At 66.8% G+C, this 22136-nt stretch carries 20 protein-coding genes and 2 pseudogenes; 8 read left to right on the top strand and 14 right to left on the bottom strand.

The genetic code is table 11. The features are described 5' to 3' along the window. Positions 1-10: 10 nt before the first annotated feature. Both BTO20_RS22065 and BTO20_RS22060 read right to left on the bottom strand, forming a co-directional pair. A complete protein-coding gene (locus BTO20_RS22065; RefSeq protein WP_087078268.1) occupies positions 11-1510 on the bottom strand; it encodes a PE-PPE domain-containing protein in 1500 nt (499 codons plus the stop codon). Positions 1511-1614: 104 nt separating this feature from the next. Next, positions 1615-3909 (bottom strand): molybdopterin guanine dinucleotide-containing S/N-oxide reductase, encoded by a 2295-nt coding sequence (locus tag BTO20_RS22060; RefSeq protein ID WP_087082482.1) that lies wholly within the window; start codon positions 3907-3909, stop codon positions 1615-1617. A 102-nt stretch (positions 3910-4011) separates the two neighbouring features. Here BTO20_RS22060 and BTO20_RS22055 point away from each other — a divergent pair, with 102 nt between their 5' ends. Together BTO20_RS22055 and BTO20_RS22050 are read left to right on the top strand one after the other, a co-directional pair. Beyond that, positions 4012-5172, top strand: a complete 1161-nt coding sequence (locus tag BTO20_RS22055; protein WP_087078267.1) for an acyl-CoA dehydrogenase family protein — start codon at positions 4012-4014, stop codon at positions 5170-5172. Between the two features lie 168 nt (positions 5173-5340). Then, positions 5341-7570 (top strand): annotated as a pseudogene (locus tag BTO20_RS22050) (LGFP repeat-containing protein). Between the two features lie 19 nt (positions 7571-7589). Here BTO20_RS22050 and lexA read toward each other — a convergent pair. Then, a complete protein-coding gene (lexA, locus tag BTO20_RS22045; RefSeq protein ID WP_087078266.1) occupies positions 7590-8327 on the bottom strand; it encodes a transcriptional repressor LexA in 738 nt (245 codons plus the stop codon). A 231-nt stretch (positions 8328-8558) separates the two neighbouring features. Here lexA and BTO20_RS22040 point away from each other — a divergent pair, with 231 nt between their 5' ends. Both BTO20_RS22040 and nrdR read left to right on the top strand, forming a co-directional pair. Further along, on the top strand, positions 8559-9041 hold the full coding sequence (locus BTO20_RS22040) for a LysM peptidoglycan-binding domain-containing protein (RefSeq protein WP_087078265.1): 483 nt from the start codon (positions 8559-8561) through the stop codon (positions 9039-9041). Positions 9042-9201: 160 nt separating this feature from the next. Then, complete coding sequence (gene nrdR / locus BTO20_RS22035; protein ID WP_064949548.1) at positions 9202-9654, top strand: transcriptional regulator NrdR; 453 nt, start codon at positions 9202-9204, stop codon at positions 9652-9654. Positions 9655-9662: 8 nt separating this feature from the next. Here the strand turns inward: nrdR and BTO20_RS22030 are convergent. The 4 genes and pseudogenes from BTO20_RS22030 to BTO20_RS22015 all read right to left on the bottom strand — a co-directional run bounded on the left by BTO20_RS22030 (position 9663) and on the right by BTO20_RS22015 (position 13610). Next, a pseudogene (locus BTO20_RS22030) lies at positions 9663-10651 on the bottom strand (IS481 family transposase). A 108-nt stretch (positions 10652-10759) separates the two neighbouring features. Further along, entirely contained in the window at positions 10760-11446 is a 687-nt protein-coding gene (locus BTO20_RS22025) for a PhzF family phenazine biosynthesis protein (RefSeq protein WP_087078264.1), read from the bottom strand. 52 nt (positions 11447-11498) lie between these two features. After that, complete coding sequence (locus BTO20_RS22020; RefSeq protein ID WP_087078263.1) at positions 11499-12521, bottom strand: alpha/beta fold hydrolase; 1023 nt, start codon at positions 12519-12521, stop codon at positions 11499-11501. A 36-nt stretch (positions 12522-12557) separates the two neighbouring features. Further along, complete coding sequence (locus tag BTO20_RS22015; RefSeq protein WP_087078262.1) at positions 12558-13610, bottom strand: proteasome assembly chaperone family protein; 1053 nt, start codon at positions 13608-13610, stop codon at positions 12558-12560. Between the two features lie 180 nt (positions 13611-13790). On the opposite strand from BTO20_RS22015, the gene BTO20_RS22010 reads away from it, so the two are divergent. Continuing rightward, a complete protein-coding gene (locus tag BTO20_RS22010; RefSeq protein ID WP_087082480.1) occupies positions 13791-14621 on the top strand; it encodes a trypsin-like serine peptidase in 831 nt (276 codons plus the stop codon). On the opposite strand, the gene sthA is transcribed toward BTO20_RS22010, so the two are convergent. After that, entirely contained in the window at positions 14618-16024 is a 1407-nt protein-coding gene (gene sthA, locus BTO20_RS22005) for a Si-specific NAD(P)(+) transhydrogenase (RefSeq protein ID WP_198344550.1), read from the bottom strand. The two genes, BTO20_RS22010 and sthA, sit on opposite strands and share 4 nt — an antisense overlap. 176 nt (positions 16025-16200) lie before the next feature. Here sthA and BTO20_RS22000 point away from each other — a divergent pair, with 176 nt between their 5' ends. Next, positions 16201-17268: a DUF4192 domain-containing protein gene (locus BTO20_RS22000; protein WP_087078260.1), complete on the top strand. Its 1068-nt coding sequence runs from the start codon at positions 16201-16203 to the stop codon at positions 17266-17268. Here BTO20_RS22000 and BTO20_RS21995 read toward each other — a convergent pair. The 3 genes from BTO20_RS21995 to BTO20_RS21985 all read right to left on the bottom strand — a co-directional run bounded on the left by BTO20_RS21995 (position 17249) and on the right by BTO20_RS21985 (position 19636). After that, on the bottom strand, positions 17249-17941 hold the full coding sequence (locus tag BTO20_RS21995) for a metal-dependent transcriptional regulator (RefSeq protein WP_087078259.1): 693 nt from the start codon (positions 17939-17941) through the stop codon (positions 17249-17251). The two genes, BTO20_RS22000 and BTO20_RS21995, sit on opposite strands and share 20 nt — an antisense overlap. Before the next feature lie 171 nt (positions 17942-18112). Further along, positions 18113-19102, bottom strand: coding sequence for a sigma-70 family RNA polymerase sigma factor (locus tag BTO20_RS21990; protein ID WP_264028723.1), 990 nt, complete (start codon positions 19100-19102; stop codon positions 18113-18115). 117 nt (positions 19103-19219) lie between these two features. After that, a complete protein-coding gene (locus tag BTO20_RS21985) occupies positions 19220-19636 on the bottom strand; it encodes a DUF3099 domain-containing protein (protein ID WP_087078258.1) in 417 nt (138 codons plus the stop codon). A 132-nt stretch (positions 19637-19768) separates the two neighbouring features. Between BTO20_RS21985 and BTO20_RS21980 the strand changes: the two genes are divergently transcribed. Further along, entirely contained in the window at positions 19769-20005 is a 237-nt protein-coding gene (locus BTO20_RS21980; protein ID WP_018600547.1) for a DUF3039 domain-containing protein, read from the top strand. Here the strand turns inward: BTO20_RS21980 and BTO20_RS21975 are convergent. Continuing rightward, a complete protein-coding gene (locus BTO20_RS21975; RefSeq protein ID WP_087078257.1) occupies positions 19995-20975 on the bottom strand; it encodes a YihY/virulence factor BrkB family protein in 981 nt (326 codons plus the stop codon). The two genes, BTO20_RS21980 and BTO20_RS21975, sit on opposite strands and share 11 nt — an antisense overlap. 61 nt (positions 20976-21036) lie before the next feature. Then, entirely contained in the window at positions 21037-21228 is a 192-nt protein-coding gene (locus BTO20_RS21970; protein ID WP_026356416.1) for a DUF7455 domain-containing protein, read from the bottom strand. A gap of 159 nt (positions 21229-21387) precedes the next feature. Between BTO20_RS21970 and BTO20_RS21965 the strand changes: the two genes are divergently transcribed. Further along, positions 21388-21750 (top strand): DUF952 domain-containing protein, encoded by a 363-nt coding sequence (locus BTO20_RS21965; RefSeq protein WP_087078256.1) that lies wholly within the window; start codon positions 21388-21390, stop codon positions 21748-21750. Here the strand turns inward: BTO20_RS21965 and BTO20_RS21960 are convergent. After that, positions 21702-22106: a RidA family protein gene (locus BTO20_RS21960; RefSeq protein WP_087078255.1), complete on the bottom strand. Its 405-nt coding sequence runs from the start codon at positions 22104-22106 to the stop codon at positions 21702-21704. The two genes, BTO20_RS21965 and BTO20_RS21960, sit on opposite strands and share 49 nt — an antisense overlap. Positions 22107-22136 lie beyond the last annotated feature (30 nt).

The following is a 22136-nucleotide window of genomic DNA, read 5'->3' as shown; positions in this document are numbered from 1 at the left end:
TCGGCAGAGATCAGGCCGCGGGCTTCGACGCCGCCTTGGTGTCGGCGCCCGCGTCGCTCTTGTCGGTGGCCTTCGCGGTGTCCTGCCCGAGAGCCTTGCGCACCGTGCTGCCGAGCGACTTCGCCAGATCACGGACCGGATGTCCGTTGATGCCCAACGCTTTTCGCAGCGACGGGCGGTCGAACTGAGTGGTCGTCGAGGCGGGCTTGGTGACGGTGCTCGGACGTAGTACGGGCTTGAGATCGGTGACGGCCGCAACTTTCTGGACGTCCGCAGTGTCGGTGGAGGTGACCGGCGCGGGTGTGGTATCGGGCGTGATCGTCGCCGTGGTGGCGCTCTGGGTGGGGTCTGTCCAACCGGGCAACGGGGCAAGCCCGGGTTGGCTCGCGGCGGTGATTCCTTCGGGGATGTCGTTGATGAGGTCGCCGGCCAGCGTGACGGGGTTGACTCGCGGCACCAGCTGGAACGGTGTCGGTGTGCCGTAATTGGTTCTGTCGTAACCGGTTTCGATGAGCGTCTGGGTCATCGGCGAGATCAGGTTGACCACCGGCACGACGAGCGCCGACGTACCGGTCGCCGCGCCCAGGTCAAGTGCGGGCTGCATGATCGGGAGGTACTTGGCCGGCAGGGTGATGTAGTAGGTGTCGCCCTGCTTCTGGCAGTGGGTCGCCGCGCTGCAGTCGGCCTTGGCGTTGGCCACGGCGGCCTGCACCTGCTCGGGTGTGTAGCCGTAGGGCGTGGCCGACGGGGCGTCGGTGCCGTCGGGCGCCAGGTAAGTGCCGTGGACGTATTCGAAACCCGCGACGGCGTTGGCCATCGCCAGCGGATTGAGCACCCAGGACGGCGCATCGGAGACACCGTCGTACTGCAGCGCGATGTCATAGGTGGTGATGCCGGTGTCGGTCGGGGTCGGTTGACCGAAGGTCGCGTCGAGAACCGGCACGGTGCCCAGGATCGCGAGCCGTTCGAACAGCCCGCCGTTGGGCCGGTTCGGGTTGCCGATCAGCACGAACGTCAGGTCGTTCTTCTGATCGGCGGGCAGATCGGCCAGCTGGCCCTTGACGATGCTGGCGACGGTCGCGCCCTGCGAGTAGCCGAAGACGATGACCGGATGGTCGTCGGTGGGATTGTTGGGCCCGACGAGCTGGCTGGTCAGGCTCGTCACACCGCTGGCCACCGAGACATTCCATTTCGCACCCTGCAACCCGCCCCACCCGGCGAACGGGAACGGCCAGAACTGGGCGATGTAGGGCACCGGCACCGGTGCGGCGCAGCCGTCGGTTCCGCAGGTACCGCCCGGCTCGACGTAGTAGCTGACGGCATTGTTCATGTAATTGGTGGAATCAGCGGGGTTCGGTGTTCCCGTGCCCGGCACGACCAACGGCGTCACCGCCGCATTCAGCGCGACCTCGGCCGCCAGCGTCGTCGTCACGCCGATGACTGCCGAACCGGACATCGCCACGCCGGCCACCAGCATGGTGCGGACCATCGATCGGGCTGAGATTCGCATGCGGGCTCTCCTTCCGCTGACGCCGACGTCAGCGCTCAGGGGATCTTTGCATCGTCACGCATCGGTCACACGCAAATCGAGCGAACTCCCACCTCGGGCGAGCCTCAGTCGGAGGCGGCCCGGATCACGGGTGGTTCATGAGCCCGCAACGGTGGCAGCGGCCCGTCGAACTTCTCGACCTCGACCAGCACGTGGGCCCCGGTGCAGCCGTGCGCCAGCGATGACGTCCCGACGTCGGCGGTCAGCACATTCGGATTACCATGCGCGCACATAGAATTCGGGTCGGCAGGGTCGGCCGGATCGAACCAGGCGCCGGTCGACAGCTGCACCACATCCGGGCGCAGCCGGTCGTCGACGACAAGTCCGGCGAGGCAGGCGCCGCGGTCGTTGAACACTCGCACGATGTCACCGTCGACCAGCCCGCGGCGGGTCGCGTCGACAGAGTGCATCCTGATGGGTTCGCGCCCTTGGATTTTCGACGCCTGACTGGCAGCGCCGCCGTCCAGCTGGCTGTGCAGCCGGGTCGCCGGTTGGTTCGCCAGCAGGTGCAGTGGATAGCTGCGTGCACGTGCACCGCCGAGCCATTCGGCCGGTTCGTACCACGCCGGGTGGCCGACGCAGTCGGTGTAGCCGAAGCCGTCGATGTCCTCGGAGAAGATTTCGATGCGGCCGCTCGGCGTGGCCAGGCGGTGGGCCCGTGGGTCGGCCCGGTAGTCGGCCAACAGCGTCAGGCCCGGTTCGGTCGGCAGCCGCAGCTGGCCGGCCGCCCAGAACTCGTCGAACGCGGGAACCTCGAAATCCAGTCCGGCAGACCACTTCTCGTACATGTGCACGAGCCACTGCCGCGCAGTGCGGCCCTCGGTGAACCGCTCGCCGAAGCCGAGCGCAGTGGCCAGCGCGGCGAAGGTCGTGTAGTCGTCGCGTGACTGCGCGTAGGGCTCGGCGAGCCGCGGCATTGCCACCAGTAGCGGATCGTTGCGGGAACCGGAGTAGTCCTCGCGTTCGTAGGCCGTCGTCGACGGTACGACGATGTCGGCGTGTTTGGCCATGGCGGTCCAGTACGGGTCGTGCACCACCACGGTGTCGACGCGCGCCAGCGCTCGGCGCAGCCGGGGGATGTTCTGGTGATGGTGGAACGGATTGCCGCCGGCCCAGTACACGCATTTGATGTCGGGGTAGGTCAGCCGCTGACCGTTGTAGTCGAACTGCTCGCCCGGATGCAGCAGCATGTCGCTGACGGCCGCCACCGGGATGAACGTCTGCACCGGGTTGGGGCCCTGCGGAAGCACCGGCAACCGGCAGCGCAGCGGCGGTAGCCCGGGTTCGTTCATCGACCCGTAGCCGTGGCCGAATCCGCCGCCGGGAACCCCGATCTGGCCCAACATCGCGGCCAGCGTCAGGCCCATCCACGGAGCCTGTTCGCCGTGGCGGATCCGTTGCAGGGACCAGCTGACAGTGACCAGCGTGCGCCCGGAGGCCATGCGTCGCGCCAGCGCAGTCAGTTCGTCGGCGGCGATCCCGCTGATCTGCGCCGCCCACCGTGGCGACTTCGCGATGCCGTCGTCACGGCCCAGGAGATAACGCTCGAACCGCTCGTAGCCGGTGCAGTAGGTGTCGAGGAACGCGCGGTCGGCCAGCCCCTCGGTGGCCAGCACGTAGGCGAGCCCGAGCATGACGGCGACGTCGGTGCCAGGCACAGGTGCGTGCCATTCGCATTCACCGTCGACGTCGTCGCGCAGCGGGCTGAACGACACGATGCGCCCGCCCCGGTCCCGCAACCGGCGCAGCGCGTCGCGGGCGGGGTGCGCGGTGGTGCCACCGTGGTTGATGGCGGTGTTCTTCAGCGCGAGGCCGCCGAAGCTGACGAGCAGATCGGTGTGGGCGACGATGACGTCCCAGTCGGTGGACCGCTTGAACAGGTCATCGTGGGTGCCGACCACGCGGGGCATGATCACCGCGGTGGCGCCCAGGCTGTAGGAGTTCCGCGAGGAGGTGTAGCCGCCGAGCATCTTGAGGAAGCGGTGCACCTGGCTCTGGGCATGGTGAAACCGCCCGGCGCTGGCCCATCCGTAGGAGCCGGCGTAGATGGCCTCATTTCCGTGGGTGTCGACGACCCGGCGCAGTTCGGCGGCCAACAGTTCCGTCAGTTCGTCCCAGGACACCGCGACGAACTCGTCGGCGCCCCGCCCACTACTCGGGCCGGGGCCGTCGCGGAGCCAACCGCGCCGCACCGCCGGGCCGGTGATGCGCGAGCGGTGCCGGATGGCGCCGGGAAGGTTGCCCAGCAGCGGAGACGGGTCGGTGTCGCCGGCCGGCGGTGTCACGGCAGTGATGTCTCCGGCGTCGACTCGGGCGGTGAACGCACCCCAGTGCGTGAGGCTTGTCGGGGACGCCGGCACGACGGCCAGTCTACGGCGCAGCACATACACCTCGGATGTGCCCAACCATCCGGTTGGTATAAGTTGGCCCCAAGTCGAAAACCCAGTACCGGAGGTCACACCATGAGCGGTGTCGTGAAGTACGAGCGCACTCTGTTCGAGCCTGAGCACGAACTCTTCCGCGAGTCCTACCGGGCCTTCCTCGAACGGCACGTCGCGCCGTACCACGATCAGTGGGAGAAGGACAAGATCGTCGACCGCGGGGTCTGGCTGGAGGCCGGTAAGCAGGGCTTTCTCGGTATGGCCGTGCCCGAGGAGTACGGCGGTGGCGGCAACGGGGACTTCCGCTACAACACGATCATCACTGAAGAGACGGTCGCGGGCCGCTACAGCGGGATCGGCTTCGGGCTGCACAACGACGTGGTCGCGCCGTACCTGCTGCGGCTGGCCAACGAGGAGCAGAAGCAGCGGTGGCTCCCGAAGTTCTGCACCGGAGAAATCATCACGGCGATCGCAATGACCGAACCGGGCACCGGCAGTGACCTCCAGGGCATCAAGACCCGCGCCGTGTGCGAGGGCGACCACTACATCCTCAACGGCTCGAAGACCTTCATCACCAACGGCATCCACTCCGACCTCGTGATCGTCGTGGCCCAGACCGACCCCGACAAGGGCGCGCTGGGCTTCTCGCTGCTGGTCGTCGAGCGTGGCATGGAGGGTTTCGAACGCGGCCGTCATCTCGACAAGATCGGCCTCGAAGCCCAGGACACCGCCGAGCTGTCGTTCACCGACGTGAAGGTTCCGGTCGAGAACCTGCTCGGCGAGGAGGGGCAGGGCTTCGTCTACCTGATGCAGAATCTGCCGCAGGAGCGCATCTCGATCGCCATCATGGCCGCCGCAGCCATGGAGACGGTGCTCGAACAGACGCTGCAGTACGCCAAGGAGCGCAAGGCGTTCGGCAGGCCGATCGGCAGTTTCCAGAACAGCCGGTTTCTGCTGGCCGAGCTGGCCACCGAGGCCACCGTCGTGCGGATGATGGTCGACGAATTCGTGCGGTTGCACCTCAACGAGAAGCTGACGGTCGAACAGGCGGCGATGGCCAAGTGGTACTCGACCGAAAAGCAGGTCAGCCTCATCGACCGGTGTCTTCAGCTGCACGGCGGCTACGGATACATGCGTGAATACCCGATCGCGCGGGCCTACCTGGACGCCCGGGTGCAGACCATCTACGGCGGCACCACCGAGATCATGAAGGAGATCATCGGTCGTAGTCTGGGGGTCTGACCCGGTCGGGACTATCCGAAAACGCCGGTGCGCAGCCCGCTGAACGGTTGAATCGCAGGGTTTTTTGACCCGCGATCGGCGATGTTCCTTGGTTATCGCCGCCGACTAAAGCAGAGTTGTCGGGCGGGATACATTCTTCGGAACTTTGCCGAACAGCGGGGAGGATGCATGACGAGGCCGGGAACAAGGCTGAACGGGGCCGTTCGGCGGGTGACGGCCGGTCTGTTCGCAGTGGCCGTCGCCGGCCTGTTGGCGCCGGTGGCGGCGGCGAGCCCCGAATCCGATGCGGGTGCCGCCATCTCCGCGGCCTGGGATGCCAGCGGTGGGGACGGCGGACCGCTGGGGGCGCGCAACGGCGATGTCTACGCCGCCGGCTCGGGGTTCGGGCAGAACTTCGCCACCGGAAAGATCTTCTTCACCCCCCGCGACGGGTGCGCACTACGTGACGGGCGCCATCCTCGAGAAGTACGAGGCGCTCGGCGGCCCCGCCGACAGCGATCTCGGATTCCCCACCATCGACGAAGGTGCCGGACGTGCGCCGGACAGCCGCAATTCGACCTTCAGCGCATCCGACAAACCGGTCATCTTCTGGACCCCGACGACCGGGGCGCACGTAGTTCGCGGCGCGATCAACGCGGGGTGGGACAAGCTCGGCGGATCCGCAGGGGTGCTGGGCGTGCCCTCCGAGGACGAGGCCTACCGCGGCGACGTCGTCTCGCAGAAGTTCACCGGCGGTGAGCTGTCCTGGAACCCCAAGACCAAGGAGTTCACCACCGATCCACCGGATCTGGCAGGCCAACTCAGCGGTCTGACCGTTGCCGACGACCCGACCACCGCCATCAGCGCGGCGCACCGCGCCGAAGGCGGCGATATGGGGCCGCTGGGCGCCAAGGACGGTGACCAGTACCCGATCGGTGCCGACGGCGTCGGGCAGAAGTACGCGCACGGCGCGATCTTCTACACCCCCGCCACCGGGGCGGCCGCGATCAGTGGCCAGCTGCTGGAGAAATACCAGAGTGTCGGCGGCCCCGAGGGTGATCTGGGCTTTCCCACCAGCAGCGAAGCCGACGGTGGGTTCGCGCAGAACAGTCGGACCGTGAGCTTCGCGGCGTCCGACAAGCCCGTCATCTTCTTGACCCCCGACTACGGCGCCGTGATCGTGCGCGGTGCCATGAACGCGGCGTGGCAGAAGCTCGGCGCTGGCCACGGTGATCTCGGCGCGCCGATGTCGGATCAGACCGAGAACGGCAGCGTGATCACGCAGAAGTTCAGCGGGGGAGCGATCTCCTGGGACCGTTCGGACAACACCTTCACCACAGAGCCGCCGAACCTGGCGTCGTCGCTGGCCGGCCTGGAGATCCCCGGGCTGGACGCCAATCAGCCTCACGGGACTCCGCAGGCGTCGCCGTCGGAGCCGAGCAAGCCGTTCGCCTGGCACTGGAACTGGTGGTGGCTGCTCGCGGTGATCCCGGTCGTCTTGCTGGCCGGCCTGATCGTCGGCGCCGCACTGTGGCACCGGCGTCGCGGTCGGGGCGACGACGACTTCGACCACGACGGATTCGAGGACGACGACCACTACGGCTCCGACTACGACGATGCCCGCTATGACGACGGGCACGACGATGACGACGCGCCGCACGATGAAGGCCACTACGACCAGGTCGGTTACCAGCAGGGCCGCTATCAGGCGCACGACTACGACGAGGCCCAGGCACCGACGCAGCATGTCGACGAGTCGAATCCGTTCGAACCGGCCGGGTACGGGGCAGCCGAGGCGGGCACGGCGCGGTTCGCAGGGTCTTACGAGTCCGCAACGCCGGCCGCGGCATACACCCCGGCAGCCTCGCCGTACGACGACCCGACCGACATCGCGATGCCCGTGAGCCAGTGGGCTTCCCCCGGCGGGGTGGACCCCATCGGTGACGTCGATGATGACGAACCGCCGGAAGAGGCCGTCGAGCTGCTCAGCGGCCACGACGATGACGAGGACGACCTCGACGAGCAGGACGACACCGATGCCGCCGATGCCGCCGCCGACGTCGCCGAGGAGCCGCGCGAGCACACCGCGACGCCGGTGGATCCCGACTTCGACTCCGACAACGTCGACACCGCGCCGACGCCCATCCCGACGCTGATACCGCGGATCGATCCTGACGCAGAGACCCACAGTGGGCGGCACGCGGCGATCGAACTGGACGAGCCGGTGGCCAGCGCCACGGCGCTGCACCTGCCGCTGGACGATCCTCAGCGGGCACCGCAGGGTTACCCCATCAAGGCGGACACCAAGTCGGGCATGTACTGGTCACCCGACAGTCGTCAATACGACGATGCGGTTGCCGAGATCTGGTTCGCCAGCGAGGAGTTCGCCCGGACGAATGGATTCGTCCGGGCCGAGTGAGACGCGCCTCGAACGGGGTCTAGATCTTGCGGATGACGGTGACGACCTTGCCGAGCACGGCGGCGTCGTTGCCGGGGATCGGGTCGTAGGCCGGATTGTGCGGCATGAGCCATACCTGGCCGCGGGTCCGCTTGAACGTCTTGACCGTCGCTTCGCCGTCGATCATCGCCGCCACGATGTCGCCGTTGTCGGCGACGTTCTGCTGCCGCACGACCACCCAGTCGCCGTCGCAGATCGCGGCATCGACCATGGAGTCGCCGACCACCTTGAGCAAGAACAGCGAGCCTTCGCCCACAAGCTCGCGCGGCAGCGGGAAGACATCCTCGACCGCCTGCTCGGCGAGGATCGGGCCGCCCGCGGCGATACGACCGAGCACAGGGACGAAAGTGGGCTCGGGCAGCGCATCGGACCCGGCCACGTCGGTGGTCACCACCGGCGTCACCACGGGATCGTCGGCTGCCCGCACATCGACCGCACGCGGCCGGTTGGGGTCACGCCGTAGGTAGCCCTTGCGCTCGAGCGTGCGCAATTGATGCGCGACCGACGACGTCGAGGTCAGGCCGACCGCGTCGCCGATCTCACGGATGCTCGGCGGGTAGCCGCGACTGGTGACCGACGCCCGGATCACCTCGAGGATGGTCCGCTGCCGTTCGGTGAGGCTGCTGTCGGGACTGCGGCGCCGACTGGTGCCGTCGGTGTCGGCCGGGGTGTCGCCGCGCACGTGAGGAGCAGAAGTGTCGGTGCTCTCGTCGCTCATGGCGCCGAATCTAGTCGCTGTACGCGCAATGATCAAACATGTGTTCGAGGCGTGTCGTCCCCGGGCGACCCCAGGGCCGGGCCGGGGTGCGGATGTCAATCGCCTCAACCGAACTTGTCGGTACCCCGGTCTATCTTTTGGCAACAGTTCGATCACACGTTCTATCGTTCGAACACCTGATCGATTATATTCGAACACAGAAGCGAACGCCCGGACTTGAAAGGCAGTCAGATGGCCATCCTCCACATTCCCGCCGAGACCCGCGCAGCTGTGTTGGCGAGCCGGCCCGCTCCGCTGCCCCAGCGTGATGCCCGTCCCGTTCGCAGGCCTCGGTCGGTGGGCCGGCCAGCTCCGATGCGTCCTGGTGGGGCGGCCCTGCGGTACCGGGGTACCGGGGTGCTGATGTCACGGGCGTCGCATCGCCGCAAGCCCATCACGCCCGTGACCACAGTCCTGTTGGCGCTGGTGGCCGCCGGGATCACCGTATGGCTGGGCCTGGTGGCGCAGATGGGCGGTGTGGTCGGGACCGCCGCACCGACACCCGACGAGTTGGCCGTCGTGCAGGTGCGCAGCGGTGAGTCCCTGCAGCAGGTGGCCCGGCGGGTGGCTCCCGATGCACCGGTCGCCGAGGTCGTGCAGCAGATCCGCGATCTGAACCAGCTCAAGTCCGTCGCCGTGGATGCGGGTCAGACGCTGATCGCACCTGTCGGCTGACCGTGCCATGAGCGGCGAAACGGCTTGGTGTGCAACGGCACTCGCCGGATGTCCGGCGAAGTACGTGCCATTGGACCCGGCGTGGGCAGTACCGCCGGCGGCGCAGGTAGGCTCAAGGGCGCTCGAACTTGTGGTCTGGCGGAATGACGAAGGAGCGGTGATGCACTGTCCCTTCTGCCGTCATCCCGATTCGCGGGTGGTCGATTCGCGAGAAACCGACGAGGGGCAGGCCATTCGGCGTCGGCGTTCGTGCCCCGAATGCGGCCGCCGATTCACCACGGTAGAGACTGCCGTGCTGGCGGTCGTCAAACGCAGTGGCGTCACGGAGCCGTTCAGCCGGGAGAAGGTCGTGCGGGGCGTGCGGCGCGCCTGCCAGGGCAGGCAGGTCGACGACGACGCGCTGAACCTGCTGGCACAGAAGGTCGAGGATGCGGTGCGGGGCCTCGGCACACCGGAGATCCCCAGCCATGAGGTGGGCCTGGCAATCCTCGGGCCGTTGCGCGAACTCGACGAGGTCGCCTATCTGCGGTTCGCCTCGGTGTACCGGTCGTTCACGTCGGCCGATGATTTCGAGCGGGAGATCGAGGCGCTGCGCGCCCATCGGTCTGGCTGACCGGGTCGCTAGTTGTACTGACCTGAGAGGTTAGGCACGCGGCTGGCAGGTGGTTGACCCTTGAGTGCTGTGTGGCCGCGGTGGTGATTGTAGTTGTGTAGCCATCGCGGGTACTCGGCGCAGCGGTCGGTGTCGCTGGTGTAGAGCCGGGCGTAGGCCCATTCGTCGGCCAGGGTGCGGTGGAAACGTTCCACTTTGCCATTGGTTTGTGGCCGGTAGGGGCGGGTGCGCCGGTGCTCGATGTCACCCAGGGCATCGCGAAATTTGTGCGACCGATAGCAGGACCCGTTGTCGGTCAACACTTTCCGCACCGTAAAGCCGCAATGATTGAACCAGGCGTTGGCCCGCAGCCAGAACGCTGCGGCCGTCTCTTTGCGTTCGTCTGCCAGTAGTTCGGAGTAGGCCAGCCGTGAGTGCGCATCGATGGCGGTGTGCAAGAAGTGATACCCCCGCACCGGATTGCCGTACTTGCTGGTCTGCCCTGAACTCTTGTCGGCCTGCCTGTTGCGGCCACCGATAGGTTTTCCCAACATCCGCCAGCCGCCTCCGTCCGGGATCTTGCCCAGCTTCTTGACATCGACATGCACGAGATCGCCGCAGGCCGCGGATTCCATCCGGCGGATGACCCGCCCGGTCGGGCGGTCGAGCCAGCGCAGTTTGGCCAGGCCGTACCGGGTCAGCACGCGGTGCACCGTCGAGGGATGCAACCTCAGCAGATAACCGATACGCGCAGGCCCCAACGCCGGATGACCCGGACTTTGATGATGCGCCGCTCAGTTCGGGTGGGTGTTCTCTTGGGGCTGTGGTGAGGCCGTGAGCTGCGATCAGCCATGCCGGCATCACCGAGTTCGCGGTACCGCCCGGCCCAGCGAGCTGCGGTGCTCACCGAGACCTGGAACCGCTCGGCAGCCCGCCGCAGCGGCCAACCGTCCTCAACAATGCACCGAGCTAGGCGCAGACGTCCGGTTTCTGACAACGGGGCATTACGGTGGGACATGAAGACCTCCGGAGTGAGTTGGTGCGTTCCTCGACAGCTCGCACTTCACTCGGAGGTCTTCGTCATGTCACTACGCCACGCCGTACCTAACGTCGGTGGTCAGTACAGCTAGTCCAGTTGCGTGCTGCCGTCGTTGACCACCCGGCCCGCCACCCGAACCCAACCCTCAGGGCTCCAGCGCGTGTGAATCACCGACCCTTTGCCCTGGATGATTTTCAGATCCCGGCTGAGATAGTCGGTCATCCGGACGGCCGCTGCGCCGGTGGCCTCGTCCTCGGGAATACCCAGGTGCGGAGCGAACATCCGTGACCGCATGATGCCCTGATCCTGGTCGATCCACGTCCACAGGTAGTTCTCGACGTCGTCGGAGAAGTCGTCGGGTTGGGCGGCCATGAGTTCGTCGGTCGACGACAGGTCGTGGATGGCGAACTCGGGCGCCCATTCGGAGCGCGCGCTCACCGCAGCCAGGTCACCGTCGTATTCGACCTGCACAATGCCTGCCGGCACGTGCAGGGTCTTGACCGGCTTCCCGGTTTCGCGCAGCCACCACGATGCGCCGACGGTGGGGTGGCCGGCAAATGCCATCTCCGCCGCCGGCGTGTAGATCCTGGCCTGCGCCGACGTGCCGCCCGGCGGTGGTACGTCGATGAAAATGGTTTCGCTGTAACCTAATTCGGTGGCGATGCGCTGCCGGTCGGCCGGATCCACGGTGCTGTTGTCGACCACGCCCAGCGGGTTGCCGAACTTGCCGTCGGAATCGGTGAACACGCGCAGGACGGTCACATCAATGGCCATAAGCCGATGCTACGTGGCAGCGATCACCGATGGGCTGATCCCCGGGCCGGGGCTACGTCGCGCTGCGTTCGTCGGCACCCATCGCATCGAGCACCGCGACCTGGGTGTCCAGCGGCCCGGAGATCGTGGCCTCGCTGATTCCTGAGCGCAGCAGATTTCGCAGCAGTTCCTGGTCGTAGACGGCAGGCTCGGTGGAGTCGATGAACCGTTCGACGACCTCGACGAAGCGGTCGGGGTCGTCGTGGAACGGAAAATGCCCGGACCCCTCGAAGATCTCGAGCTGGGAACCGGGCATTGCCGCGTGTGCCATGAGTGCGTGACTGACCGGGATCACCGAGTCCGAAGCGCCCCAGATGAGTTGCACGGGAACGGATTCGGTCAGATAACAGCGGTCCAGCATGGTGACGACCTGGCCTCGCCAGTCCACCACGGCGCGCAGGGTGCGGGCGAAAGCCGACGACGCGGTGGGTTCGGGCAGATCGGCCAGGATGCGCAGCATGTCCGGGATGTCCCGGCCGACTCCCGTGGAGCCGAACAACGCTCCCGCAGCCCGGCCGATGATCTGCAGCGCGGGCAGCAGCAGCGGCAGGCGCAGCAGCGCGAGCGCTTCGCTACCCATCGGCAGTGACGCGATCCGCAGCGCGACGTTGACGTCTTTGGTGACCCCTCCGGCACCGACGAGAACCAGTCGGTCGACCAACTGCGGGAACTGGTAGGCGAACTGCATGGCCACTCCACCGCCCAGGGAGTGCCCGATGACGGTGACCCGGTCGATGTCGAGGACGCTGAGCAGGTCACGCATCCCGTTGGCGTAGGCGGCGACGGAGTAGTCCGCACGCGGTTTGTCCGATCGGCCGTGGCCGAGCAGATCGGGGGCGATCACGGTGAATCGCTGCGCCAGGGCGGTCTGCACGGTCTGCCAGGTGGTCGAGTTGTCACCGATGCCGTGGATCAACAGGATCGCCGGCCCGGACCCGGCGACGCGGTACGCGCGCCGGTATCCGTGCACAGTGCGGAACTCGAGTGCCGGTGTGACCTCCCTGACCGACCGCAGATTGGGCTTTCGCTCCGTCATGTTCGCCAACCTCGCTGTCGGCCCTGCTGCGGGCTCCTATGGATGGTCCGGGTCTGTGTCGTCGGGGTCGTCCGACTGTCTGTCCTCGCGGTACAGGTCGTCGCGATACCTGTCGTCCTTGTACTTGTCGTCTTTGAATTTGTCACCGGTCTGCTGGGCGAGGAATCGTTCGAACTCGGCACCCAACTCGTCGCCGCTGGGCAGTTCGTCGTCCCGTGCCAGCAGGGACCGGTTTTCCTGTGCGGCAACGAACGCATCGTACTGTTGCTCCAGCGCCGCCACCACTTGGGCGACCTCGGTGCTGGCCTCTACCTGCTCGTTGATCTTTCCGTACACCTCGGCGCCCGCCTCGGACAGTGCAGCCAGCGGCAACTGTAGCGAACCCGTCCTGGCCACCTCGGCCAGCAGCGCCTCGGCCGCAGGCGGGTACGCGGTCTGGGCCAGGTAGTGCGGGACATGGACGGTGAAGCCGACCACCTCGTGGCCGTGCTGCGCCATCCGGAACTCCAGCAGGTTCGACACACTGGCGGGCACCTGCACCTCGCCGACCCACGGGGTGTGCTCGGCGATCAACTCCTTGTTGTTGGCGTGCGCGGTGAGAGTGACCGGGCGGGTGTGCGGCACCGCCATCGGGATGGTCCCGAGTCCGATGGTCTGCCGGACGCCGAGCCGCTCGGCGAGCAGCCGGACGGCAGTGATGAAGCGTTCCCACCGCAGGTCCGGTTCCATGCCCGCGAGCAGCAGAAACGGTGTGCCGACGCTGTCGTGCAGGGCGTACAGATTGAGTTCGGGGTCCTCGTAGCCGGTGAAGTGGTCGGTCTTGAACGTCATCAGCGGCCGCCGCGACCGGTAGTCGAGGAGTTCGTCGATGGCGAACGAGGCGACGAGCTCGGTGTCGAGGCTGTTCTTCAGGTGCTCGGCCGCCAGACGGATCGCGTGGCCGGCGTCGGAGAACCCTTCGAGCGCGTGGATCATCACCGGTCCGCGCCCGTCGGACGCAGACAACTGCGGCGCGGGAAACTCCAGCTCGTACATCCCGCTCTGATCGGGCTGGTAGTGGTGCTCAGGGTGGTCGCTACTGTCGGCCATCACTCCGTCTCCTTGTCACTGCACGCCCTGGTTCAGATCCTGCCGAACCCTCGTGCTGTGCCATATAGTGTCGCGCATTCCCATCATGCGGCGCGTTATGCCCCGCATGTGGAATCGAACAGGCAGCGCCCACCCGGCATTCCAGCCTGAGCGACGGATTTTCGGGCAGGATCGGTGGTCATGCAGGTGGTGAGGGTTCGAACGCTCGCGGCAGCGGCGGCCATCACGGCCGTCGTCGCGTCGTGTGCGGCACCCGCGCCTGCGCGGCACACCGGTTCCGCTGCGACGCCCGCCACCTCGGCGGGATCGGCCCCACACGCCGACCCCGAGGCCAATGCCGTCTCGGGCGCCGCGCCCGTCGCGCCCGACCCGCGGGTGGGAGCGGTGTTTCTCGGCGGTGGGACCGGCGAATCGGTGCACACCTGCAGCGCTGCGGTCCTCGACAGCAGTACCGGCGATCTGATCCTCACCGCCGCGCATTGTGTGGCCGATGGCATCGGCACCACGTTCATCCCAGGCTTCCATGACGGGGACGACGACATCTGGCGGATCACCACGGTCTATCTCGACCCCAGATGGGTCGCATCGCAGGATCCGCATGCCGACTTCGCGATCGCACGGGTGCATCACGAGGCCGACGGGGGAGCGGTCCAGTCGTTCGCGGGCGGGCTGACGCTCGGCTCGGCACCCCCGGCGGGGACATCGGTCACGGTCACCGGCTACCCGATGGGGTCGGGCGGCGATCCGCTGCGGTGTCAGGGGGTGACCGGGTTGTCGCACGACGGATATCCGTCGCTGCCGTGTATCGGTCTGACCGACGGCTTCAGCGGCGCGCCATGGGTCGTGGGTTCTACGGTGATCGGATTGATCGGCGGGCCCGACGGCGGCGGTTGCGACGACGACCTGTCCTTTTCACCCCGATTCGACGAATCGATCCTGGGGCTGCTGGCGCGCGCGGAGACAGGCGGGGCGGGCGACTCCGCGCCGTCCGCCTACGACAGCGACTGCTAAGCGCGGAACTGGTTGAGCGCGCGCAGCTTGTTCATCACGTCGAGCGCGGCGACCTTGTAGGCCTCGGAGAAGGTCGGGTAGTTGAACACCGCGTCGACGAGGTACTCCACGGTGCCGCCGCAACCCATCACGGCCTGGCCGATGTGCACCATCTCGGTGGCGCTGGTGCCGAAGATGTGTACCCCAAGCACCCGCAGATCCTCGGTGGACACCAGCAGTTTGAGCATGCCGTAGGAGTCGCCGGCGATCTGACCGCGGGCCAGCTCGCGGTAGCGGGACACGCCCACCTCGTAGGGGATCGAGTCCTTGGTGAGGTCCACCTCCGTGGCGCCGACGTAGGACACCTCGGGAATCGAGTAGATGCCGATCGGCTGCAACTGCATCATGCCCTTGGTGGGCTCGCCGAACGCGTGGTAGGCCGCCAGGCGGCCCTGCTCCATGGACGTCGCGGCCAGGGCAGGGAAGCCGATGACGTCGCCGACGGCGTAGATGTGGTCGACCTTGGTGCAGAAGTTGTCGTCGACGAAGATTCGACCCCGGTTGTCGCACTCCAGGCCTGCGTTGGCCAGGTCGAGATGATCGGTCTGGCCCTGGCGGCCCGCCGAGTACATGACCGTCTCGGCGGGGATCTGCTTGCCGCTGGCCAGGGTTGTGACGGTTCCGGCGGAGCCGACGTCGACAGCGGTGACCTCCTCGCCGAACCGGAAGGTCACCGCGAGGTCGCGCAGGTGGAACTTGAGTGCCTCAACGATCTCCGGATCACAGAAATCGAGCATGGAGTCGCGCTTTTCGACCACGGTCACCTTGGTGCCGAGCGCAGCGAACATCGATGCGTATTCGATGCCGATGACGCCTGCGCCGACCACCACCATCGAGGTGGGCAGCGACTTGAGGTCGAGGATGCCGTCGGAGTCCAGCACGCGCTCTTCGTCGAACTCGACGCCCGCGGGGCGGGCGGGTTTGGTGCCGGTGGCCAGCACGATGTAGTGGCCCCGCACCGTGACGAGCTCGGCACGGTTGGGATCTTCGACCAGGATGGTGTGCTCGTCGGCGAAGCGGCCGTGCCCGGTGTAGAGCTCGATGCGGTTGCGCATGAGTTGCGAGCGCACCACGTCGATCTCTTTGCCGATGACGTGCTGGGTGCGCGCCAGCAGATCGGCCGGGGTGATCTTGTCCTTGACGCGGTAGCTGGCGCCGTACAGCTCGCGCTGGCTCATGCCGGTCAGGTAGACGACCGCTTCGCGCAGTGTCTTGGAGGGGATGGTGCCGGTGTTGACGCACACACCGCCGAGCATCCGTCCGCGTTCGATGACGGCGACCGACTTGCCCAGTTTTGCGGCGGCGATGGCGGCACGTTGGCCGCCGGGACCTGAACCGATGACGACGAGGTCGTACTCCTGCATCGAACCCATGGGAGAGTGTTTACGCCGGTTGCTCGGTTCTTGCACGCCGACCGCGTCAAATTGCGCATGAACAATTGCTCCGGACCGTTATCCCCAGAACGATTTTCATCCACAGGTGGCCGTGATCGGGCTGCGCGGCGAATCGCGTTGACGGTGCCTGCTGCGACGGTCGTGCCATGACATATTCATCGGATTCACCGGATACCGAGCAATTCAACCTCGACCGGCCCGGCACCCTGATCGCCGCGCTGCCCGCGGTCCTCGGTTTCGTTCCCGTACACTCGCTGGTGCTGGTCACCGTCGACGATGGCGCGCTGGGATGCGTTATGCGCGTTGATCTTTCACAAGACATGTCGGCCCGGATAGATCATTTGGCCGAAGTGGCCTCGGCCGCCGAACCGCAGACCGCCGTCGCCGTGTTCGTCGACGAGAACGGGGCCGACTGCCAGCAGTGCAACGACGAGTTCCGCGAACTGGCCGGCCTGCTGGCCGAGCGGCTGGCGGCCGGCGGCATCGAACTGCTCGGCGCGCACGTCGTCGACCGGGTGGAAGCCGGCGGCACCTGGCACTGCGCCGACGGGTGCGGCAGCCACGGCGTTGTCGAGGACCCATCCGCGTCACCGTTAGCTGTGGCCGCAGTGCTCGACGGCCGCAGGCTCTACCGGCGGCGCGAGGAACTGCAACAGATCGTCGAGGCCGACTCCGTCCGCGGTGCGCGGTTGGCTCGGGTGATCGCTGAGCTGCCGGCCACGCCACCGACCCGCGGTCGGGCCCGGGTCCGCGCGGACATCGAAGCCGCGATAGCCGCTGCCGGCCGGTTCGCGGACGGGCAGCCACCCAGCGACGAGGAGATGGCCCGGATCGCGGTGGCGCTGACCGATCCGCAGGTCCGCGACACGTTGTACGCGCTGGCGGTGGGGGACAGCGCGGGCCCGGCGGAGTCACTGTGGGCCGAGCTGGCGCGCGCGGTGCCGCCGCCGTGGCGGGCAGAGGCCCTGGTGCTGCTGGCATTCTCGGCCTACGTCCGCGGTGACGGACCGCTGACCGGGGTATCGCTGGACGCCGCGCTCGACTGCGATCCGGAGCACCGGATGGCGGGCATGCTCGACACCGCACTGCAGTCGGGGATGCGCCCCGATCAGGTCCGTGAGCTCGCGCTCAGCGGCTACCGGCAGGCCGATCGGCTCGGCGTGCGGTTGCCGCCGCGTCGGACCTTCGGGGGTGTCAGACCTTCTCGACCTTGACGGCGTGCGCCATCTGGTGGGGCAGCTCAACCTGTTGGTGGCCGGGGATCAGGATCATCACTCCGCCGTGGTCGTTGGCCTCGACCGTGACACGGGCGTTGGGCACGACGCCGGCTTCCTTGAGCCGTCCGATCAGCTCGGTGTCGCCCTGGACGTGTTCGGTCAGCTGACGCACCACGACCGCGACCGGGAGTCCGACTGGCAGCTCGGTCAGCCGGACCAGGCTCACATCGTCGGAGAAACCGGTGGTTCCGACACCGAGTTCGGACAGGCCGGGGATCGGGTTGCCGAACGGTGAGGTGGTGGGGTTGTTCAGCACCTGCATCAGGCGGCGCTCGACATCTTCGCTCATCACGTGTTCCCACCGGCATGCCTCGGCGTGCACGTCTTCCCACGGGAGTCCGATGACGTCGACGAGAAGCCGTTCGGCGAGCCGGTGCTTGCGCATCACCGCGATGGCCAGGGAGCGGCCCTTGTCGGTCAACTCCAGGTGCCGGTCACCGGCCACGTGCAGTAGCCCGTCGCGCTCCATCCGCGACACCGTCTGGCTGACGGTGGGACCACTCTGGTCGAGCCGCTCGGCAATCCGGGCGCGCAACGGCACCACGCCCTCTTCTTCGAGGTCGTAGATGGTTCGCAGATACATCTCAGTGGTATCGACAAGATCGTTCATTCGCGCCTTCCAAGCCCAAACGTCACACGACAGTCTACCGTTCGGGCGGCACGAACTGGCGGCCAACGTAGTCGTGCCGTTCGTCCCCGCGGCGGCGCCGCTCAAGGCGATAAAACCGACGGAAATGCGATGTGCCCGCCGGGTATCCGGCGGGCACATCCAGGGGCACGTCTAGCTTGCGTACGACCGGAGCCGATCGGCGCGATCACCGTTGCGGAGCTTGGCCATCACTTCGCGCTCGATCTGACGGACCCGCTCACGAGAGAGCCCGAACAGCTTTCCGATCTGGTCCAGCGTCCGCGGCTGACCGTCGTCGAGTCCGAACCGCAGCCGGATCACCTGCTGCTCACGTTCGTCGAGCGTGGCGAGCACATAACGGATGTCGGTGTGCAGCAACTCGGAGATCACTGCGTTCTCCGCCGACATGGCTTCGGAGTCCTCGATGAAGTCGCCCAACGGCGCCTCCTCGTCGGTGCCCACCGGCATGTCCAGGCTCACCGGATCCCGGCTGTGCTCCAGCAGGTCGTTGATCTTCTCCACCGGAATACCCGACTCTTCGGCGAGCTCTTCGTCGGTGGCTTCCCGGCCCAGGTTCTGGTGCATCTCCCGCTTGATCCGGGCCAGCTTGTTCACCTGCTCGACGAGGTGGACGGGCAGTCGGATGGTGCGGCTCTGGTCGGCCATGCCGCGGGTGATGGCCTGGCGGATCCACCACGTGGCATACGTGGAGAACTTGAAGCCCTTGGTGTAGTCGAACTTCTCCATCGCTCGGATCAGCCCCAGGTTCCCCTCCTGGATCAGATCCAGCAGCGGCATGCCGCGGCCGGTGTAGCGCTTCGCCAACGACACCACCAGGCGCAGGTTGGCTTCGAGTAGATGGCGCCGGGCGGCTTCGCCGTCCCGGACTACGGTCGCAAGCTCGCGTTTGCGGGTTTCACCGAGGCGCTTCTTGGTGTCCAGCAGGTGCTGGGCATACAACCCGGCCTCGATGCGTTTCGCGAGCTCTACTTCATCGGCAGCATTGAGCAACGCCGTTTTGCCGATGCCGTTCAAGTACACGCGCACGAGGTCTGCAGCCGGGCTCTGGGCGTCCAGATCGGTGTCAACGCGGCTTGTGGTGGCATTTGCCATGACGGCCTCCTGATCGGCTCGAACTGTCACCACTTATAACGCAGTGGACACAGTAAGAGTTCCCACCAGTTGCCGATTTCATGCCGCTTGACCTGCAGTTTTTCGGCGACGACCTGAGATTATCCTGAGAATAGCTAAAGAAGCCCCTCAGCCTGGAACGTCGCCTCCCGGCCGGTCCTCATCCGGTTGCGGCGACGGGTGTTCGTCAGGCTGTAGCGCCGGCCTTTGCGCGGTCGGGAAAAGGGGTACCCGCTCGCCGCCATGGTGATACCGCCGGGGCTCCTCGGCCTTGCGGGGAGGACGGTCGTTGGCGATGAGCACGGCCATCCACGGCAGGGGTACCGAGACCAAGATGATCGCCAACGAGATCAGGCCGTTGCCCCAGAGGTTGTAGGCAAGTGCCGCCAGGAGCAACGCCGGGATACGGAACGCCATCAACGTCAGGTACTTGCGTACCCGGGCGCGGTGCTGTTCTTCGTAGGCCGGCGCGGCGCGCGTGATGAGAATCGGGCGACCTTCGCCGTCGAAATCGTCGTCGAAACTCAGCTCGTGGCTTTGTTTCATACCTCTACTGTTCCACACCTGGGTGACGTCGGCGCAGGCGGATTTCCTGGGCCCGGGTGGGCGGGCACAATATGAGTCCGGCGGACGCGAGGAGCACAATGAGAGTCCGGACGCGAGGAGCACAATAAAGACATGCAGACCCAGACGATCGAGCGCACCGACGCAGATGAACGCGTCGACGACGGGACCGACAGCGACACTCCGAAGTACTTCCACTACGTCAAGAAGGACAAGATCGCCGAGAGTGCCGTGATGGGCACCCACGTTGTCGCGCTGTGCGGCGAGGTGTTCCCGGTGACCAAGGCCGCCAAGCCCGGCTCGCCCGTCTGCCCCGACTGCAAGCGCATCTACGAATCGCTCAAGAAGTAGTCGGCTTCTCGTTGGCGTCGGCGGCCGAGTCCTTGGCCGCCGCGCCGTTGCCGTTGAGGGCCTTGTCCTCCAGCCAGTCCCGCAGACGCTGGGCGTGCGTGTCCGCGGCAGGCCACTCCTCCTGGATGGCAGCGTTGAGCTCGGCGCCCAGCATCACCGCGAAGCCCAGGAAGAACGCGAACAGCAGGAACGCGATGGGCGTCGCGAGCGCGCCGTAGGTGTAGCCGGTGCGGGTGATCCAGTTCAAGTAGAACCGCAGGCCCACAGTCGCCACCAGGAACACCACAGTGGCCAGCACCGAGCCCAGCAGCAGCCGGTGTGATGGCAGTGGCTTGGGCAACGACACCCGGTAGAGCAGCGTCACCCCGCCGACCCCGGCCAGGAACAGGGCGGGGAAATAGCCGTAACGCAGGACGTTGTCCCAGCTGTCGGGGATGTGCTCGCTGATGGTGCGTGGCCCCAACGCGATGAACGGCGCGGTGGCGATGACGCCGATCAGCATCACCACGTAGAGCCCGAGGGCGTAGAACCGCTGCCGTACGGGGTGGCGCAGCGGGGTCTGGTCATGGGCCTCGACAACCGAGTCGACGAATGCCGACACCGCAGAGGACCCCGCCCACAACGAGATCACGAACCCCAGTGACACCACCTCGCCGCGGGCGCTGGAGGCGATGTCACGGATCGTGGGCTCGATGATCTCGTTGACGACGTTCTTCGAGAAGAAGCTGTTCGCCGCATTGATCAGCTGGCTGATGATCGCGGTCAACGTATCCGGCCCGAACAACGGGGCGATATACGCCAAGCTGCCCAGCACCCCCAACAGCAGCGGCGGTAACGACAGCGCACACCAGAAAGCTGCCTGGGCCGATTCCGAAAAGATGGAGTCGTCCCAACTCTTGGAGAGTGTGCGCCGTGCGATATGCCAGATGTGATGGCGTGATGGGGGTAGTGGAAGCGGCTGGCCGGTCATGTTCAGACCAGCATTACGGACGAAGCGTGCTCCTGCCCAGTCGGGTGGTGCTCAGCGGCGTTTATGCCTCGACCGGACTGACTTCGATGACGGCTGCCAGTTCGACCAGCTTGGCCTCGTGCTCGTTGGCGTGGTGCTGGCAGAAGAGAAGCTCGCTGCCTGACGGCAGGGTCGCGCGCACGCGTGCGGCGGCACCGCAGCGGTCGCAACGATCGGCTCTGGTTAGCTCCGGGGTGGTCAGAGTTGCGTTCATGGCTCCTCCGTCTTCTGCTCTGCGCCTCCCGGCAATGGCGCCGGGTTTGCGTATGTCTACTCTCTCAGACGTTTTCGGTTCCGGCCTTGTTCCCTAGGGGTTTACCGGTGTGTCGTGTCTCACTTGTCCGCCGAGTTGCTCGACCGGCAAGCTGGCGTTATGCATCCGTCGCCGCCCGTGCTGGTTCACCTGTGCAGTGCCGATGAGTGGCGGTACGCCCAGGCGTCCGGGGAGCACCGCCCCTCCTCGTTGGACGCTGCGGGCTTCGTCCACCTGTCGGCGCCCGAGCAAGTGCACCTGCCTGCCAACCGGCTCTACGCCGGTCGCACCGACCTGGTGCTGCTCTACATCGACGCGGCGGCGCTGACTGCGCCGGTGCGCTGGGAGCCCGGCGTGCCGTCCGATCCCGAGGCCATGCTGTTCCCGCATCTGTACGGGCCGCTGCCTGCCGAGGCGGTGACGGCTGTCAATGCCTACCTGCCGGCCTCCGACGGTACGTTCTCGCCACTTGCGGCGACGTAGGCGTCGGTCTCGATCTCGACCAGCAACTCGGGGGCGATCAGCGCCGAAACCTCGACCATCGTCGTCACCGGACGGATGTTCCCGAATACCTCGGCGTGGGCCGCCGCGACGTCTTTCCATCGGCTGATGTCGGTGACGAAGACCCGGGTGCGCACCACGTCGGCCAGGCTGGCGCCCGCGTCCTGCAGGGCCTTTTCGACGCGGGCCAGTGCGTCGCGGGTCTGGGCGGCGACGTCGTCTCCGGCGCCCGTGGTGCCGGAGACCGCGACGTGATCGCCGACCCGGACGGCGCGGGAGTATCCGACGATGTCCTCGAACTCGGATCCGGAGCTGATGTTGATACGCGGCTGCGACATGCGGTCAGCGTAGAGGGCAGCCGATCGACT

The sequence above is a fragment of the Mycobacterium dioxanotrophicus genome, assembly GCF_002157835.1.
Classification (GTDB): domain Bacteria; phylum Actinomycetota; class Actinomycetes; order Mycobacteriales; family Mycobacteriaceae; genus Mycobacterium; species Mycobacterium dioxanotrophicus.
This window is presented reverse-complemented; position numbering and strand designations above follow the sequence as displayed.